Origin of the sequence: Streptomyces sp. NPDC048018 (genome assembly GCF_043202995.1) — a bacterium.
Classification (GTDB): domain Bacteria; phylum Actinomycetota; class Actinomycetes; order Streptomycetales; family Streptomycetaceae; genus Streptomyces.
Genome location: NZ_JBIDBK010000007.1, coordinates 66,361 through 82,300, shown reverse-complemented (window position 1 = coordinate 82,300; position 15,940 = coordinate 66,361). Strand labels below are relative to the sequence as shown.

Annotated in this window: 14 protein-coding genes; 4 read left to right on the top strand and 10 right to left on the bottom strand. The window is 71.8% G+C overall.

Annotated features, from left to right (window positions below; translation table 11 throughout):
* Positions 1-82 precede the first annotated feature (82 nt).
* Together ACGF1Z_RS26220 and ACGF1Z_RS26215 are read right to left on the bottom strand one after the other, a co-directional pair.
* The gene (locus tag ACGF1Z_RS26220) at positions 83-997 is read right to left on the bottom strand and encodes an ADP-ribosylglycohydrolase family protein (protein WP_393008002.1); all 915 of its coding nucleotides are present in this window, start codon (positions 995-997) and stop codon (positions 83-85) included.
* A gap of 12 nt (positions 998-1,009) precedes the next feature.
* A complete protein-coding gene (locus ACGF1Z_RS26215; RefSeq protein ID WP_393008000.1) occupies positions 1,010-1,669 on the bottom strand; it encodes a phosphoglycerate mutase family protein in 660 nt (219 codons plus the stop codon).
* Between the two features lie 102 nt (positions 1,670-1,771).
* Here ACGF1Z_RS26215 and ACGF1Z_RS26210 point away from each other — a divergent pair, with 102 nt between their 5' ends.
* Both ACGF1Z_RS26210 and ACGF1Z_RS26205 read left to right on the top strand, forming a co-directional pair.
* On the top strand, positions 1,772-1,942 hold the full coding sequence (locus ACGF1Z_RS26210) for a hypothetical protein (RefSeq protein ID WP_393007998.1): 171 nt from the start codon (positions 1,772-1,774) through the stop codon (positions 1,940-1,942).
* 279 nt (positions 1,943-2,221) lie between these two features.
* Positions 2,222-2,905, top strand: coding sequence for a TetR/AcrR family transcriptional regulator C-terminal ligand-binding domain-containing protein (locus tag ACGF1Z_RS26205; protein WP_393008471.1), 684 nt, complete (start codon positions 2,222-2,224; stop codon positions 2,903-2,905).
* A gap of 138 nt (positions 2,906-3,043) precedes the next feature.
* Here the strand turns inward: ACGF1Z_RS26205 and ACGF1Z_RS26200 are convergent, their stop codons facing one another.
* Complete coding sequence (locus ACGF1Z_RS26200; RefSeq protein WP_393007996.1) at positions 3,044-3,649, bottom strand: YdbC family protein; 606 nt, start codon at positions 3,647-3,649, stop codon at positions 3,044-3,046.
* A gap of 32 nt (positions 3,650-3,681) precedes the next feature.
* On the bottom strand, positions 3,682-4,527 hold the full coding sequence (locus tag ACGF1Z_RS26195; RefSeq protein WP_393007994.1) for an arylamine N-acetyltransferase: 846 nt from the start codon (positions 4,525-4,527) through the stop codon (positions 3,682-3,684).
* Between the two features lie 60 nt (positions 4,528-4,587).
* On the opposite strand from ACGF1Z_RS26195, the gene ACGF1Z_RS26190 reads away from it, so the two are divergent.
* Positions 4,588-5,118, top strand: a complete 531-nt coding sequence (locus ACGF1Z_RS26190; protein ID WP_393007992.1) for a TerD family protein — start codon at positions 4,588-4,590, stop codon at positions 5,116-5,118.
* Positions 5,119-5,163: 45 nt separating this feature from the next.
* Here the strand turns inward: ACGF1Z_RS26190 and ACGF1Z_RS26185 are convergent, their stop codons facing one another.
* The 3 genes from ACGF1Z_RS26185 to nrdR all read right to left on the bottom strand — a co-directional run bounded on the left by ACGF1Z_RS26185 (position 5,164) and on the right by nrdR (position 9,634).
* Positions 5,164-5,850 (bottom strand): DUF6215 domain-containing protein, encoded by a 687-nt coding sequence (locus tag ACGF1Z_RS26185; RefSeq protein ID WP_393007990.1) that lies wholly within the window; start codon positions 5,848-5,850, stop codon positions 5,164-5,166.
* 201 nt (positions 5,851-6,051) lie between these two features.
* Positions 6,052-8,946: a vitamin B12-dependent ribonucleotide reductase gene (locus ACGF1Z_RS26180; protein WP_393007988.1), complete on the bottom strand. Its 2,895-nt coding sequence runs from the start codon at positions 8,944-8,946 to the stop codon at positions 6,052-6,054.
* Between the two features lie 178 nt (positions 8,947-9,124).
* Positions 9,125-9,634, bottom strand: coding sequence for a transcriptional regulator NrdR (gene nrdR, locus ACGF1Z_RS26175; RefSeq protein WP_393008469.1), 510 nt, complete (start codon positions 9,632-9,634; stop codon positions 9,125-9,127).
* A gap of 501 nt (positions 9,635-10,135) precedes the next feature.
* Here nrdR and lexA point away from each other — a divergent pair.
* Entirely contained in the window at positions 10,136-10,927 is a 792-nt protein-coding gene (gene lexA / locus ACGF1Z_RS26170) for a transcriptional repressor LexA (protein ID WP_376628582.1), read from the top strand.
* Between the two features lie 180 nt (positions 10,928-11,107).
* On the opposite strand, the gene ACGF1Z_RS26165 is transcribed toward lexA, so the two are convergent.
* The 3 genes from ACGF1Z_RS26165 to ACGF1Z_RS26155 form a co-directional block, all read right to left on the bottom strand.
* Positions 11,108-13,084: an ATP-dependent DNA helicase gene (locus ACGF1Z_RS26165; RefSeq protein WP_393007986.1), complete on the bottom strand. Its 1,977-nt coding sequence runs from the start codon at positions 13,082-13,084 to the stop codon at positions 11,108-11,110.
* A gap of 50 nt (positions 13,085-13,134) precedes the next feature.
* Positions 13,135-14,931: an IucA/IucC family protein gene (locus tag ACGF1Z_RS26160; RefSeq protein ID WP_393007984.1), complete on the bottom strand. Its 1,797-nt coding sequence runs from the start codon at positions 14,929-14,931 to the stop codon at positions 13,135-13,137.
* 66 nt (positions 14,932-14,997) lie between these two features.
* Positions 14,998-15,708, bottom strand: coding sequence for a GNAT family N-acetyltransferase (locus ACGF1Z_RS26155; protein WP_393007982.1), 711 nt, complete (start codon positions 15,706-15,708; stop codon positions 14,998-15,000).
* Positions 15,709-15,940 lie beyond the last annotated feature (232 nt).

The following is a 15,940-nucleotide window of genomic DNA, read 5'->3' as shown; positions in this document are numbered from 1 at the left end:
GCAGCTGTGGCAGGACCGTGACACTGGGCCCGCCCGACGACGGCCGGGTCCCGGGGCGCGGGCGCCCCGGGACGGCACGCTTCTAGGAACGGACCCCCGCGGGCACCCAGTCGGGAAGTGCCTCGGTCTGCTCCAGCCACGCGGCCGGCGGAGCCCCGGCCGGACCGGCGGCGGCCACGACGCCACCGGCGATCGCGCACGTGGTGTCCACGTCACCGCCCACCCCCGCGGTGGTCCAGAACACCCGCTCGAAGTCGCCGAGGGCCCGGGCCGCCGACCAGAGCGCGAACGGCACGGTGTCGTGCGCGCTGGTACGCCGTCCGCTGCCGAGGACCGCGGCGACCGTCCCGGCGTCGCCGTAGTCGAGCATGTCGCGGGCCCGGCGGAGCCCGGCCCCGACGGCGCTGCGCGGCACCAGTGCGACGACTCCGTCGAGCAGCGCCTCGGGTGTGGGCGGACCGGCCGGGTCGGCGGCGAGTGCGGCCGCGGCGGCGACGGCCATCGCCCCGACCACGGCCTCGCGGTGCTGGTGGGTCGTGTACGCCGAGATCTCGGCCTGGTGGGTCGCCTGTTCGGGGTCGTCGGCGTACCAGGCGCCGAGGGGCGCGATCCTCATGGCGGCGCCGTTGCCCCACGAGCCCTGCCCCTTGAAGAGCCCGGCCGCGAGCTGCCGCCAGTCCCCTCCCTCACGGATGAGCCGGAGCATCCGGTTGACGGCGGGGCCGTAGCCGCGGTCGAAGTCGTGGTGACGGGCGAAGGACTCGGCGAGCGCGTCCTGGTCGATCCGGCCGTGGGCGACCAGCACGGCCAGGACCGAGCAGGCCATCTCCGTGTCGTCGGTCCACTGCCAGGGACCGGTCGGCGGCTCGCGCCGCTTCAGCAGGGGATAGTTGGCGGGAACGAAGTACTGGGAGCCCAGGGCGTCTCCCACAGCCAGTCCGCGCAGGCTGGCCAGGGCGCGGTCGAAGCGCCGGTCGAGAGAGGAGTCAGCGGTCATCGCCCTGCCACTCTATCCGGTGGGGCCGTACGGTTCCGGGGTACGCCAGCGTTCGAAGGGCCGGTCGAGCCGGTACTTCCCGTCCTCCCCCAGCAGCAGCGTCCGGGTCTCGGCGTTGCCGGGGTTGGACAGGGACTCGAATTCGGCGACCGTCCAGTGGAACCAGCGCATGCAGAACAGGCGCATGGTCAGTCCGTGCGTGACGAGCAGGACGTTGGGCGGGTGGTCGGGCGCCTCGAAGCTCCGGTAGAGGCTCTCCAGGAAGGCCCCGACCCGGTCGTAGACATCGGCCCCGGACTCGCCCTGGGCGAAGCGGTAGAAGAAGTGCCCGTAGGCGTCCCGGTACACCTTCTGGAGGCGCACGTCCTCCCGCTCCTGCCAGTTTCCCCAGTCCTGCTCGCGCAGCCGGGGCTCCTCCCTGACCCGGACGCGACGGGGGTCGAGCCGGAACGCGCGCAGCGTCTCGTGGGTGCGGCGGTAGGGCGAGACGTAGACGCTCACGCGCTCCTCCCCGAACTGCTCCCGCAGTCGCAGTCCGGTCTCCTCCGCCTGTCGCCACCCCGTCGCGGTGAGCCTCAGGGCGTGGTCGGGCTCCCGCTCGTACACCGTGTCATCGACATTGCCCTCGGACTCTCCGTGCCGTACGAGAACGATGCGCCGCGGTCGTGCCATGCGACGACCCTAGACGGCCCTCGGCCGGACGGCTCGGTCGAGCAGGCGTCCAAAGTCCGTCCGGCGTGTGCGACCGGTGAACCTGCGGCGCGGTTCGCGGTTATGGGAGACGACGACCACGGCCCCCTCCCACCGCTCCAGGCAGGCGATGCCGGGGCGGGCCTGCTCGCGGCCGGAGAGGCTGCCGAGCCGTCGCTCACGGCCTATGTGCGCCAGACCGAGGCCGTGCATCGCCTTGCCGACGCGCGCGTCGGCCTCGTATCCGCCGCGTGATGGGAAGGCGGTGAGCTGTGCGCGGAAGGGTGGGCCTACCCGCGCCGTTCTCGCCCACGGCCCCTATCGGCTCGCCTGGGCGCACGGCGAGCGAGGTCCGATCGAGCAGCATGCGTCCGCCGCGGGTCACGGTCACGTCGTGAAGTGAGATCTGCGTGGGCAAGGGGCGCCCCCCAGGGCCTTGAGGCTCAGCTAACGCAACAGGTGTCGCGTTACGACGAGTGTGGCACACTCATCCCACTAACGCAACGGGAGTAGCAATTGAACGAGTCGCAGCGCATGGCGAACGCGTCACCGCCCACCCCCGCTCCCGCCCCCGCTCCCGCCCCCGCTCCCGGCAGCCGGCGCCCCGGCGGCCGCACCGCCCGCACCCGCGCCGCCGTCCGCGACGCCGTGCTCACGGGCTTGGCCGAGCACGGCTATCCGGCACTCACCGTGGAATACGTCGCGGAGCACTCGGGGGTCCACAAGACGACGCTCTACCGGCGGTGGGGCGGGGTCGAGGGGATGGTCGCGGACGCGCTCGCGGGCGAGGACGAGTGGACGCCCCCGGACACGGGGAGCCTGGCCGGCGATCTGCGCGCGCTGGCCCATGAGGTGGTCGACGCCTTCGCGGATCCGGGGCAGGCCGCGGCGCCAGCGGCGTTGGTGGCCGCCGCGTTCCAGTCCGCGCAGGCCGCCGCGTCCCTGCGGGCGTTCTACGAGGAGCGCTTCCGGCGCTGCGAGAGTGTCGTCGAACATGCCGTGGCGCGGGGCGACGCACCGGCCGGCACGGACGCGGGCGCGGTCGTGCGCGCGGTCTCGGCACCCCTCTTCCTCCGGCTGTTCGTCACGCGGGAGCCGGTCGACGCCGCCGTCGCGGACCAGGCGGCGCGGACGGTCCTGGCGGCGGTGGAGGCGGGCGCCTTCACGCGGGAGCACGCCGGGCCCGCGGTCGGGGCCTCGAACGGCGCGGGCGCCTGAGCGCCGGCCGTCGTCCCCGCCCGGGGGAAGGCCCACGGGCCGCCCCGCACACGGGCCCACGAGACGGTCCTCGGGACGTCCCCCGGGGGACACGGCGGGCACCCGCCCACGGCCCACCCCGCGGCCTGGTCCCGCCCCTCACACCGTCCACGTCGGTTCGAGCTGCACCACGTCGCCCGTCATCGCGGCCACGTCCGCCTCGGTCTGCGCCCGCAGGCCGAGGCGCTCGACCCTTTCCGCCCGGTACTTGCCGTGCTCCGCCGCCGAGTTCCACATCGACAGGACCAGGAACTCGTGCCCGGGCGCATCGCCGAACATGCCACGGAGCATCCCGGGGGACCCGGCCATCGCCGGGTTCCACACCTTCTCCTGCATCAGGGCGAAGTGTTCGACGCGCTCCGCATGCACCCGGCAGTGCGCGACCCGGGCCACGTCGGCGTCGGCGAAGCGCGGCTCGAAGCCGGTCTTCACGTCGAAGCGGTGGTCGAAGAGCCTCACCTGGAGATCCCGGTGCGTGCCGACCTGCGCGGCGGCGAGCCGGTCGTGCGACCGCGCCATGAACGAGTCGTAGAACGCCCGGCTCTCCCAGAACGCGAAGACATGGGCGACATCCGGCCGCAGCCGGCTCCATCCCCCGCCCTGCCCCCGGAATCCCGGCTCTCCGAGCAGCCCCGCCCACTTCCGCTGCCCCCGCTCGAACCCTCGACGGTCCACCACGGTGCAGCGAATCCACTTGACCAGCACCGCGCCATGGTACGGGGCGGAGCGACGCGCCGTCAGACCTCGCCGGAGTGCACCCGCACCAGCCCCTCGGTCTCCTCCTCGTCCAGTGCGATGCCGAAGAGCTCGGTGAGGGTCCCGGCCAACTCGGCCGGTCCCACCCGTCGTTCCTCAGGCGTCCCGTCGACACGGACCGAGGTCAGGCGGTCGCGCACCAGCGCCCTGCGCGTCTCGGCGCCGGGCAGATGGGCCACCACCTGCCCGAGGAAGCGCGAGCGGGGATGGCTGGAGCTGTAGTGGTTCATGAGCTCGAAGTCGACGGGGTACAGGGCGTGCGGGGCGAAGGAGTAGAGATCGGTCCACCCCTCCGGGCGAAGCGAGCGCAGCACGTGGACGCCCTCCGCCTCGGCGCCGACGCCGAAGACCCATCCGTCCTGCTCGACGCGCGCGCCGTCGGCGAGCGGAACCGGCTCCAACGGGCCCTGCCACCCGAACCCGGCGTCCGCAAGCCACTGTTCACCGTCGAGGGTGACGACGAGCAGCGCGTGGGTGATCGGCGTCAGCACGTCCCCGCGCGTACGGTTCCGGGCGCCGCGCCCCCGCACCTCGAAGCCGACACGCTCCAGCGCGGCGGCGAGCAGGCTGTTCTGCTCGTAGCAGTAGCCGCCGCGCCGCCGGCCGACGAGCTTCGCCTCAAGATCCCTGACGTGGAGGGAGATCCGGCGCCCCAGCGCGACGTCGAGGTTCTCGAAGGGGATCGCCGACACGTGCGCCCGGTGCAGGGCGCGCAGCGTCGCGAGGTCGGGCGTGAGGCGCCCCGAGTACCCGATCCGCGCCAGATATGCGTCCAGATCCAGCTCTTCCCCGCCCCACATCCCGTGGCCCCCTTGTTCGGATGACATGTTGATCACATGACACCATGAACAGATCGTCAGGAACCGTGCGGAGAGAGGGGATTCACCATGAGCGGGCTCAACAAGGGGGTCGGCAAGGTCGAGGTGGCGCTCAAGTGGGACCCCAGTCCGGCCGGCGCGCCCGCGCACGACCTGGACATCGTGGCGGGTGTCTACACGGCGGACGCCCCGTACGGTCCTCCGGACTATCTCGTGCACTTCGACAGCCGCTCCCCCGACGGCACCATCACCCTGCACCGCGACAGCCGTACGGGTCAGGGCTTCGGCTACGACGAGGCGATGACCCTGGAGCTGACGCGGCTCGCGCCGCGGTACGCGCGCGTGGTGGTGGGCTTCGCGATACAGCAGGGCGGCGGACGGCTCACCTTCGGCCAGGTGGCGGGGCTGGGCGTCCGCGTGCGTGAGGGCTACACGGACCTCCTGGTCGACGACCTGTCGTCCCTGGCGGACGCCACCGCGGCGACGGCCGCCGAGTTCGTCCGCGACGGCGAGGAGGGCTGGACCTTCCGCCCCCTCCTCCACGGACTCGACACGGATCCGGGCGACTTCGGCGCGGTGATGGGCGAACGGCGCGCGTAAGGCACGGAGGAGGGACCGGCTCGCGGGGGCCGGTTCCTCCCGTGCTCAGCGTCCCGACCAGCCCGGGACCGTCGGCAGCACGCTCTCGGCGATCCGCAGCAGTGCCGCGTCGTCGGGCCAGGCCTGGTCGTAGCGCCAGATGACGATCTCGTAGGCCCCGCCGCCGTCCTTGGCGTCCTTGGCGACCAGCAGATGGCGGGCGATGCCGCCCGTGCGGGTCTCGGCCTTGCCCCCGCCGCCGAGCGGCACGGCGAACGCGAGGGTGCGGTCCGAGTAGAAGACCGCCTGGCGCCCCAGAACCTTCGTGGGCTCCGCCGTGTTCCCCAGGAGGCGGCCGAGTCGGGAGACCGGGAGCCTGTCGTAGGAGACCGCAAGCTTCACGGAGTACGTCGGCAGGGTCACGTTCCCCTCGGGCGAGGGGCTCCTGTCGTCCCCGTCCGTCCACCCGTCGCTGCCCCAGGCCGTGCTCGCCTGTTCCCCGGGTGTGCCCAGCAGGGCCGGAAGATCCGGACGGTTCAGCACCTCGCACAGCCGCGTGCCGGAGACGTACCGCGCCGGCATGGTCCCCGTCGCCGCCGTGCAGACCGCGGGCCGCTCCGCGGCGCTGCTCTCCGGCGAGTTCCCGGCCATGTACCAGAAGCCCCCGGCCAGCATGCCGCCCAGGATCAGCGCCGTCGCCACCTGTGCACCCACATGCGGACGCGCGGCCTCCCCGGCCCCTTCACCAGCCATGATTCCCCCCTGCTCACCGCGCTCTTCGCGCGCCGCAGAGCCTAACCGGTGATCCTTTCCGGGCGCACCCGCCCGGTCCGCGCACCGGGCGGGAGCAGAGGGCCGCGGACACGGACGAGGGGAGCCGGCTCAGGGCCGCGGACGCGGAAGAGGGCGCCGGCTCAGGGCCGGCGCCCTCATCTCACGCGCTGTTCAGGACGGTCAGCTGCAACCGCTGGTCGAGCCGCAGCCCTCGCAGATGTAGCAGGAGCCGGCGCGCTGCATCTTCGTACCGCAGGAGAAGCAGAGCGGGGCGTCCGCGCTGATGCCGAGCTGCATCTCGACGAGCTCCGCGGAGGTGTGGGCCTGCTTCGGGGCCGGGACCTCGGCCTTCACCGGGGCGGCGACGGCCTTCAGCTCCTGGGCGCGCGGGGCGGACTGGGCCAGTCCCTCGACGTCCATGTCGACGTCCTCGACGGACTGCTCGTACGAGCCGGTCTCCAGGTGGCGCTGGCGCTCCTCGGCGGAGTGGATGCCGAGCGCGGAGCGGGTCTCGAAGGGCAGGAAGTCGAGCGCCAGGCGGCGGAAGATGTAGTCGACGATCGACTGCGCCATCCGCACGTCCGGGTCGTCCGTCATGCCGGCCGGCTCGAAGCGCATGTTGGTGAACTTCGAGACGTAGGTCTCCAGCGGCACGCCGTACTGCAGACCGACGGAGACGGCGATGGAGAAGGCGTCCATCATGCCGGCGAGCGTCGAGCCCTGCTTGGACATCTTGAGGAAGACCTCGCCGAGACCGTCGTCCGGGTAGGAGTTGGCGGTCATGTAGCCCTCGGCGCCACCGACCGTGAAGGAGGTGGTGATCCCCGGGCGGCCCTTCGGGAGGCGCTTGCGGACCGGGCGGTACTCGATGACCTTCTCGACGGCCTCGCGGATCGTCGCCTCGGTCTTCGCGGTCACCTCGGCCTTCTCGTCCTCCTTCTTCTTGGCGGAGAGCGGCTGGCCGACCTTGCAGTTGTCGCGGTAGATCGCGAGCGCCTTGACGCCCAGCTTCCACGCCTCGAAGTAGATCTCCTCGACCTCCTCGACGGTCGCCGTCTCCGGCATGTTGACCGTCTTGGACAGGGCGCCCGAGATCCAGGGCTGGATGGCGGCCATCATGCGGACGTGGCCCATCGCGGAGATGGAGCGCTCGCCCATGGCGCAGTCGAAGACCTCGTAGTGCTCGGTCTTCAGGCCGGGAGCATCGATCACGTTGCCGTTCTCGGCGATGTGGGCGACGATCGCCTCGATCTGCTCCTCCTGGTAGCCCAGGCGGCGCAGGGCCTGCGGGACGGTGCCGTTGACGATCTGCATCGAGCCGCCGCCGACCAGCTTCTTGAACTTGACCAGGGCGAGGTCGGGCTCGAGGCCGGTGGTGTCGCAGGACATCGCGAGACCGATGGTGCCGGTCGGGGCGATGACCGAGGCCTGCGCGTTGCGGAAGCCGTTCTTCGCGCCGAGGCGGACGACGTCCTGCCAGGCCTCCGTGGCGGCGGCCCAGATCGGGGTGTCCAGGTCGTCCATGCGGACGGCCTTGTCGTTGGCGTCGGCGTGCTGCTTCATGACGCGCTGGTGCGGCTCGGCGTTGCGGGCGTAGCCGTCGTAGGGGCCGACGACCGCGGCCAGCTCGGCGGAGCGCCGGTACGAGGTGCCGGTCATCAGGGAGCTGATGGCGCCGGCGAGGGCGCGGCCGCCGTCGGAGTCGTACGCGTGGCCGGTCGCCATCAGCAGGGCGCCGAGGTTGGCGTAGCCGATGCCGAGCTGGCGGAAGGCGCGGGTGTTCTCGCCGATCTTCTGGGTGGGGAAGTCGGCGAAGCAGATGGAGATGTCCATCGCGGTGATGACGAGCTCGACGACCTTGGCGAAGCGCTCGACGTCGAAGGACTGGTTGCCCTTGCCGTCGTCCTTGAGGAACTTCATCAGGTTCAGCGAGGCGAGGTTGCAGGACGTGTTGTCCAGGTGCATGTACTCGCTGCACGGGTTCGAGCCGTTGATGCGGCCGGACTCGGGGCAGGTGTGCCAGCGGTTGATCGTGTCGTCGTACTGGATGCCCGGGTCGGCGCAGGCCCACGCGGCCTCGGCCATCTTGCGGAAGAGCGACTTGGCGTCGACCTCCTCGATGACCTCACCGGTCATGCGGGCGCGCAGGCCGAACGTGCTGCCGGCCTCGACCGCCTTCATGAACTCGTCGTTCACGCGGACGGAGTTGTTGGCGTTCTGGTACTGGACGGACGTGATGTCGTCGCCGCCCAGGTCCATGTCGAAGCCCGCGTCACGGAGGGCGCGGATCTTCTCCTCCTCCTTGACCTTGGTCTCGATGAAGTCCTCGATGTCCGGGTGGTCGACGTCGAGGATGACCATCTTGGCGGCGCGGCGGGTGGCACCGCCCGACTTGATCGTTCCCGCGGAGGCGTCGGCACCGCGCATGAAGGAGACCGGGCCGGAGGCGTTGCCGCCGGAGGAGAGGAGCTCCTTGGAGGAGCGGATCCGGGAGAGGTTCAGGCCGGCGCCGGAGCCGCCCTTGAAGATCATGCCCTCTTCCTTGTACCAGTCGAGGATCGACTCCATGGAGTCGTCGACGGACAGGATGAAGCAGGCGGAGACCTGCTGGGGCTGCGGCGTGCCGACGTTGAACCACACCGGGGAGTTGAAGCTGAAGATCTGGTGCAGGAGGGCGTAGGCCAGCTCGTGCTCGAAGATCTCGGCGTCGGCGGGCGAGGCGAAGTAGCCGTGCTCCTCGCCGGCCTTCGTGTAGGTCTTCACGATCCGGTCGATGAGCTGCTTGAGACCGGTCTCGCGCTGCGGGGTGCCGACGGCCCCGCGGAAGTACTTGCTGGTGACGATGTTGACCGCGTTCACCGACCAGAAGTCGGGGAACTCGACGCCACGCTGCTCGAAGTTGATCGAGCCGTCGCGCCAGTTGGTCATGACGACGTCACGGCGCTCCCAGTTCACCTCGTCGTACGGATGCACGCCGGGGGTGGTGTGGATGCGCTCGATACGCAGGCCCTTGCTCGCCGCCTTGGCTCCCTTGGTGCGGGAACCACGTGCCGGACCGCTCGCCGTCTCTGTCATGCCGCCTCCCATATACGGGCAAAACACACTGGAGCGCCAGGAAAATTCCAGGGCTCCGTTTTCTGTACTGACGTCTGTAGTGCTCTTGCCACGAACGCCTCGCGGATCGCTCGGGGCAGGTCTTCCGGGGGCCGCGTGGCGGCCCGGTCGCCGGACCCGGCGGGTCCGGCCCGCCGGCCTAGTCGGCGGCGGTGGCGGGAACGGGGACCCCGGGGGTCGCCCCAGTCCCACCGTCCCCGGCGGGAGGCCGCTCACGGAGTTCCGCGATGGCGGCCTCGAAGTCTTCCAGGCTGTCGAAAGCCTTGTAAACGGACGCGAATCGCAGGTACGCGACGAGATCGAGTTCCTGCAGCGGGCCGAGGATGGCCAGCCCCACGTCGTGGGTGGTCAGCTCGGCGCTCCCGGTGGCGCGCACCGCCTCCTCGACCCGCTGGCCGAGCTTGGCGAGGGCGTCCTCGGTGACGGGCCGCCCCTGGCATGCCTTGCGGACGCCGGAGATGACCTTGGTGCGACTGAAGGGTTCGGTGACCCCGGACCGCTTGACCACCATGAGCGAACACGTCTCGACCGTCGTGAAACGACGGGAGCACTCGGGGCACTGGCGGCGGCGGCGGATGGACGTCCCGTCGTCGGTCGTGCGACTGTCGACGACACGGCTGTCGGGGTGCCTGCAGAAGGGGCAGTGCATGTGGTTCCGACCCTCCCTCACGGCACGACTGAATGGCTTCGCCAGGCCCGTCAAGGCCCCTCGAAGCGACCACCAGCATAGGCGATCCGAGCACCCCCGGCAGACCGGGGACCACTACTTGTGGGTGGCAGCTGACATGCAACCACTAGATCTTGGGTTGGTCCGCCATTTCACCCCTGCGCGTGTCGCACCGGGAGCGGGCGTCCGGAGGAGTCCCCGACCGGCCACGAGGGTACGGGAAGGGCGCGGCTGCGGCTGTTCCGGGGTCGCCGGTGCCACACTGGGAGGGCGCCCCGGACCGGACGGCCCGCCGATCCGGCTCGGCGGTGAAGACTACCGTAATGACCGATTTGGGACGTCGACCGGTTCTGCCTATACACCCCCACGCATACACACGTAAGGCGAACTGCGAATTTTCACTCGAACGTGTGTTTGGCGCAACCTTTCGAAAGCTACTACCGTTGTGCCAGCCAGGGAGACCATTCGAGAGGGGCCGCCGACGTGACCACCACCGCAGACAGTGCCACCATCACTGCCCAGGACCGCTCCCAGGGCCGACTCGAGCCGGTGCACGCGATGAATGACTCAGTCATGAACGGGGAGGGGGAGCCCGGACGACCCGCGCGCTCGCTCCCCGGACGACCTCCAGGGATCAGGGCGGACAGCTCGGGTCTCACCGACCGCCAGCGCCGGGTCATTGAGGTCATCCGCGACTCGGTGCAGCGTCGCGGGTACCCGCCGTCCATGCGCGAGATCGGGCAGGCCGTGGGCCTGTCCAGCACCTCGTCCGTGGCGCACCAGCTCATGGCCCTGGAGCGCAAGGGCTTCCTGCGCCGTGACCCGCACCGTCCGCGGGCCTACGAGGTACGCGGCTCGGACCAGCCGAGCACGCAGCCGACGGACACCACGGGCAAGCCCGCCGCCTCCTACGTCCCCCTGGTCGGACGCATCGCGGCCGGTGGCCCCATCCTGGCCGAGGAGTCCGTCGAGGACGTCTTCCCGCTCCCCCGGCAGCTGGTCGGCGACGGTGAGCTGTTCGTCCTCAAGGTGGTCGGCGACTCCATGATCGAGGCCGCGATCTGCGACGGGGACTGGGTCACGGTCCGCCGCCAGCCCGTCGCCGAGAACGGGGACATCGTGGCCGCCATGCTCGACGGCGAGGCCACGGTCAAGCGCTTCAAGCGCGAGGACGGGCACGTCTGGCTGCTGCCGCACAACGCGGCGTACCAGCCGATCCCCGGCGACGAGGCCACCATCCTCGGCAAGGTCGTCGCCGTACTGCGACGGGTGTGACCCCACCTCGTCCGCCCTGACCGGGCCCCGGGACCCACTGCGCCGGTCCCGGGGTCTGCTGTTTCCCCGGTGACCCTCGGCCTCGTTGCCGAGGGTCACCACGACGCGGTCCGCCCTGGCGGGCAGCGCCGCTTCCGACTTCGTGGGGTCCTGGGCAGGGCCCCACGAAGTCGTCGGCCGCTATGCCTGCGCCGTGGCCTGGGCGGCGGCGTCGATGGCCGCCAGGGACTTCCGCACCTGGTTGCGGTCCGTCGTGTACCAGAAGTCGGGCAGCGAGGCCTTCAGATAGCTGCCGTACCGCGCCGTCGCCAGCCGGGGATCGAGGATCGCGACCACACCGCGGTCCCCCGTCGCCCGTACGAGCCGGCCGGCGCCCTGAGCCATGAGCAGGGCGGCGTGCGTCGCCGCCACCGCCATGAAGCCGTTGCCGCCCGCGTCCTCGACCGCTTTCTGGCGCGCGCTCATCAGCGGGTCGTCCGGTCGCGGGAAGGGGATCTTGTCCATCACGACCAGCTGGCAGTTCGGCCCGGGGACGTCCACGCCCTGCCAGAGGGACAGCGTGCCGAACAGGCAGGTCTTCGGGTCGGCGGCGAAGTTCTTGATCAGCTCGCCGAGGGTGTCCTCGCCCTGGAGCAGGATGGGCAGCTCGGGAATCCTGGTCCGCAGCTCCTCGGCCGCCTGCTGGGCGGCACGCATGGAGGAGAACAGGCCCAGGGTGCGTCCCCCGGCGGCCTGCATCAGCTCGGTCAGCTCGTCCAGCATGTCGCCGCGCTCACCGTCCCGCGCGGGACGGTTCAGATGCTTCGCCACATAGAGGATGCCCTGCCGCGGATAGTCGAAGGGCGAGCCGACATCGATGCCCTTCCACACCGGCAGGTCCTCGCCCTGGATGCCCTCCGGGGCGAGGCCCAGTGAGGCGCCCACCCCGTTGAAGTCACCGCCCAGCTTGAGGGTGGCCGAGGTGAGGACGACCGAGCGGTCGGCGAACAGCTTCTCGCGCAGCAGGCCGGACACCGTCAGCGGCGCGACCCGCAGCGAGGCCCCGAACCGGTCGTGCCGCTCGTACCAGACGACGTCGTACTCCGAGCCCTGGGTGATCCTCTCGGCGACCCCGTGGACCGTCTCCACGGAGGCCAGGGCCTGCTTGCGGACCGCGTCCTCGTCCTGCACCGAGCGGTCCCGCGTGGAGCCGAGGGCGGTGATCACCGCACGCGAGGCGTCGCGCAGGGCGGTCAGCGCGTAGCCGAGGTCCTCCGGGATCTCCTCCAGGCGACCCGGCAGCGCCAGCTCCATCACCCTCTCGAAACCCTCGGCGGCGGTCTGCAGCTGATCGGCGACCTTCTCGTCGACCAGCTTCGCCGACCGCCGCACCGCACGGTTGACCTGCCCCGGGGTGAGCTCGCCGGTGGCGACCCCCGTCACCCGGGAGACCAGCTCGTGGGCCTCGTCGACGATGAGCACCTCGTGCTGCGGCAGGACCGGCGCACCCTCGATGGCGTCGATGGCGAGCAGCGCGTGGTTCGTGACGACGACCTCGGCCAGCTTGGCGCGCTCGCGGGCCGCCTCGGCGAAGCACTCCGCCCCGTACGCGCACTTGCTCGCGCCCAGGCATTCGCGCGAGGAGACGGAGACCTGGCCCCAGGCCCGGTCGGAGACGCCCGGCGTGAGGTCGTCCCGGTCGCCGGTCTCGGTCTCGTCGGACCAGTCGCGCAGCCGCAGCAGGTCCTGACCGAGCTTGCTGGTGGGGGCCGCCGCCTCGAAGGGGTCGAAGAGCCCCTCCTCCTCGTCCTGCGGCACGCCCTCGTGGAGACGGTGCAGGCAGAGGTAGTTCGACCGGCCCTTGAGCATGGCGAACTCCGGGCGCCGCCGCAGCTGCGGATGCAGCGCGTCGACCGTCCGCGGCAGATCGCGCTCGACGAGCTGGCGCTGGAGCGCCAGCGTCGCCGTCGCGATCACCACCCGCTCCCCCTGCGCCAGCGCCGGGACGAGATAGCCGAGGGACTTACCGGTGCCGGTGCCGGCCTGGACGAGGAGGTGGGAACCGTCGTCGATGGCCTCGGCCACGGCCGCGGCCATGGTGACCTGGCCGGGGCGCTCCACACCGCCGACGGCGGAGACGGCGGCGTGGAGGAGATCGGGGAGGGATGGCTTCGTCATAGCCCTTCCACCCTACGGGGCGGCACCGACAGCGGAGGCCGTCACGGTGATCACGCGAGCGGGTTGGGGACGGTGCCGTGGACGGCGGCGTGGGGCCGCTCGGGGCGGTCGCGGTAGCCGTCGAGGTGGAGGCGGTTGCGGTTCAGACAGAGCCGGTCGATCCGCGGCACGAGGAGGTCGAACAGCTCGAACCGTTCCTTCAGCTCCGGGAAGCGCGCCTGGTGCCGGAGGATCTCGGCGCGCACGAGGGTCCAGAACTCCTCCTCGGGCACGTCCAGTTGTTCCTCGAAGAGCGGCGCCAGGTAGCGGAAGACGCCGACGAAGAGGCCCGAGTGGATGAACTGGGTGAGGAAGTCCGGCTCCTCCGTGAGCAGCACGGCCCGCACGTCGTCCGGCATGCCGGCGTGCTCGGGGAGCGGCACGGCGCTGATGTTGACGTCGTCGACGAAGTCCTTGATCGCCAGGCGGACGGGCACGTCCTGGTCGTCGTAGACGACGATGGCGTTCTCGCCGTGCGGGGAGAAGACGGTGCCGTAGCGGTAGAGGAAGTGCAGCAGCGGGGGCAGCAGGGCCGCGAAGAGGCGCTGGAGCCAGGCTCGGGGGGCGAGCCCCGAGCGCTCCACGAGTTCGGCTGCGAAGGCGCGTCCCCCGGGATCTGTGTGGAGCAGCGAGGCGAGGGTGCGGGCGCGCTCGCCCGGGGGCAGCCGCAGGGGCTCGCGCCAGATGGCGCCGAGGAGTTCCTTGTACTGGTACGGCACTTCCGGCAGGCGGTCGTACAGCGGGTGCTCGACGGTGACGGAGGCGACCTCGCCGAGGAGGATCACGCCGCACTCCTCGCGCAGGAAGGGGTCGGCGTCGCGCAGCCCGTGGACCCAGGCGGTGACGGCGGGGGCGGCGAGGGTCCGCTCGGTGGGCAGGCCGCGCCAGACCAGGGTGTTGAGGACGGACAGCGGCAGCTTGACGGTGTGCCGGTCGGGACGGGTGGTGTTGAGGAAGGTGCGGATGGACTGCTGCGGCAGCCGGAGGTCTCCGTCGGCCGGGAGGGGGACCACGGCCCCGGAGGCGATGGCGGGGGCGAACAGCGGCAGCAGGACCTCGTCCCATTGCCAGGGGTGGACGGGCAGCAGGAGGTAGGCGTCCGGGTCGAGGCCGCGGGCGCGCAGGGTGGCGTGGAAGGTCTCGCGGACGTCCGGGTCCAGTTCGCGGACGTAGAGCCGGTCGGGGGTTTCGAGACCGGGGACGCCGCGGTAGGCGGCGATCCGGCTGCTGACGGCGATCCACGGCAGCCGGGCGGGGCGGCGGGCCTCGGGGGCCCAGCGGGCGGCGTCGCCGGCGGAGAAGCCGATCCGGCCCTTGTTGACCACGAGCCAGGGGTGCCCGGTCTGGTGCCCTTCGAGCTCCGCGTAGCCGAGGTCGGCGAGGCGGGCGGCGGGCAGGGCGGTGTGGGCGAGCCGGGCGTCCGCGGCGAGGGTGGTGGTGAGTTCGCGGATGAGGTGGCCGAGGGTGGCGCCGTCGAGGCCGAGGAGGCGGCGGGCGCGGACGAGGAAGTCCAGCGGGTCGGTGGCGGGGCGGCCGTCGAGCGTGAGCGAGTCGGGGTCCACGCGCCAGCCGTGGTACGCGCCGCGGCGGGCGGTGAAGGCGAGGGTGCCGCCGTCGTCGAGGGTGAGCGTGTAGCGGTCGGGGCCGTCGGCCGGCCGGGGTTCGACGATCTCCTCGTACGCGAACTCCGCGACGGCCTTGGCGAGCAGCCGGGAGGAGGCCCGCGACCAGGTCTCGGGGGTGAGCTCGGGGGGAGCGGACAGGACCGGCGGTGCGGGCTGTGTGGAGTCGTGGGGTGCAGGGGACATCGACACGAGGACTCCTCGGATTGGGAACCGCTGTGGGTCGAGCGGTGGAGGTGAGGCAGGGGGTGTTCAGAGGACGTGACGCAGGGCGCGGTCGCGGACCATGAGCGCGGCTCGCTTGTCGGGCAGCTCGACCTCCGCGGAGAGCCTGAAGCCGGCGCCGAGGAAAGCCGCCACGGAGGGGGTGTTCCGCAGGTCGGGTTCGGCGAGGACCCGGGTGCACCGGGGACGGTGGTCGAGGACGAGGTCGGCCACGGCCCGCAGCAGGGTGGTGCCGACGCCGCGGCCGCGGTCGGCGACTCCTCCGATGAGGAGGTGGATGCCGGTGTCGTGCGGGCGCGCCGGGTAGTGGCGGGCGAGCGGGTCGAGGTCGGCGCGGTAGATCTCGAAGTAGCTCATCGGGGTGGAATCGAGAACGCCGAGGCAGGGGACGCTGCGGCCGTCGCCGTCGAGCTGGGCGCGGATGTGCTCGGCGGTCACGCTGTCGGCGCCCGCGAGCTCCCAGAAGGCGGCCACGGCGGGGTCGTTCATCCAGCGGGCGATGAGCGGCAGGTCGCGGTCCGGCCGGACGGGGACGAGCCGGAAGCGTCCGACCGGGGTGACGGCGGGCTGCCACGCGGCGATGTCGTCGAGCAGGTCGCGGTGGGCACTGCCGCTCGGCCGGTCCGGGGCGAGGAGGGCGATGAGTTCGCCGGGCAGGTGGAGGTCCAGGGTGTCGTCGGCACCCCGGTCGGCGGCGGGCGGGGTGCCGGTGCCGGGGTGCGCTTCGGTGGGAGGCACGGGGGCGCTCTCCTCTCGGCGGGTCGGTGACGGGGTCGGGACGGGGTGAGGTGAGGTGAGGTGAGGTGACGGGTCGGGTCGGGGTGACGGGGTCGGGTCGGGACGGGGTGAGGTGGGACGCCGGGACGGGTGTCGGAGGGACCGGTGGCTCGGACCGTCCACCGGGCGGCGGCCCGGAGGCCGGTCCCCCCAGGGGATGGGGCGGGCGAGCTCAGGCGTCCGGGGTTCGGCG

Excerpts from the sequence above, each read along its gene's own strand:
- ACGF1Z_RS26185 (WP_393007990.1), bottom strand. The coding sequence starts at position 5,850 with ATGGCTGGTGAAGGGGCCGGGGAGGCCGCGCGTCCGCATGTGGGTGCA.
- ACGF1Z_RS26160 (WP_393007984.1), bottom strand. The coding sequence starts at position 14,931 with ATGTCCCCTGCACCCCACGACTCCACACAGCCCGCACCGCCGGTCCTG.
- ACGF1Z_RS26165 (WP_393007986.1), bottom strand. The coding sequence starts at position 13,084 with ATGACGAAGCCATCCCTCCCCGATCTCCTCCACGCCGCCGTCTCCGCC.
- ACGF1Z_RS26180 (WP_393007988.1), bottom strand. The coding sequence starts at position 8,946 with ATGACAGAGACGGCGAGCGGTCCGGCACGTGGTTCCCGCACCAAGGGA.
- ACGF1Z_RS26220 (WP_393008002.1), bottom strand. The coding sequence starts at position 997 with ATGACCGCTGACTCCTCTCTCGACCGGCGCTTCGACCGCGCCCTGGCC.
- ACGF1Z_RS26210 (WP_393007998.1), top strand. The coding sequence starts at position 1,772 with ATGGGAGACGACGACCACGGCCCCCTCCCACCGCTCCAGGCAGGCGAT.
- ACGF1Z_RS26205 (WP_393008471.1), top strand. The coding sequence starts at position 2,222 with ATGGCGAACGCGTCACCGCCCACCCCCGCTCCCGCCCCCGCTCCCGCC.
- ACGF1Z_RS26215 (WP_393008000.1), bottom strand. The coding sequence starts at position 1,669 with ATGGCACGACCGCGGCGCATCGTTCTCGTACGGCACGGAGAGTCCGAG.
- nrdR (WP_393008469.1), bottom strand. The coding sequence starts at position 9,634 with ATGCACTGCCCCTTCTGCAGGCACCCCGACAGCCGTGTCGTCGACAGT.
- ACGF1Z_RS26190 (WP_393007992.1), top strand. The coding sequence starts at position 4,588 with ATGAGCGGGCTCAACAAGGGGGTCGGCAAGGTCGAGGTGGCGCTCAAG.
- ACGF1Z_RS26195 (WP_393007994.1), bottom strand. The coding sequence starts at position 4,527 with ATGTCATCCGAACAAGGGGGCCACGGGATGTGGGGCGGGGAAGAGCTG.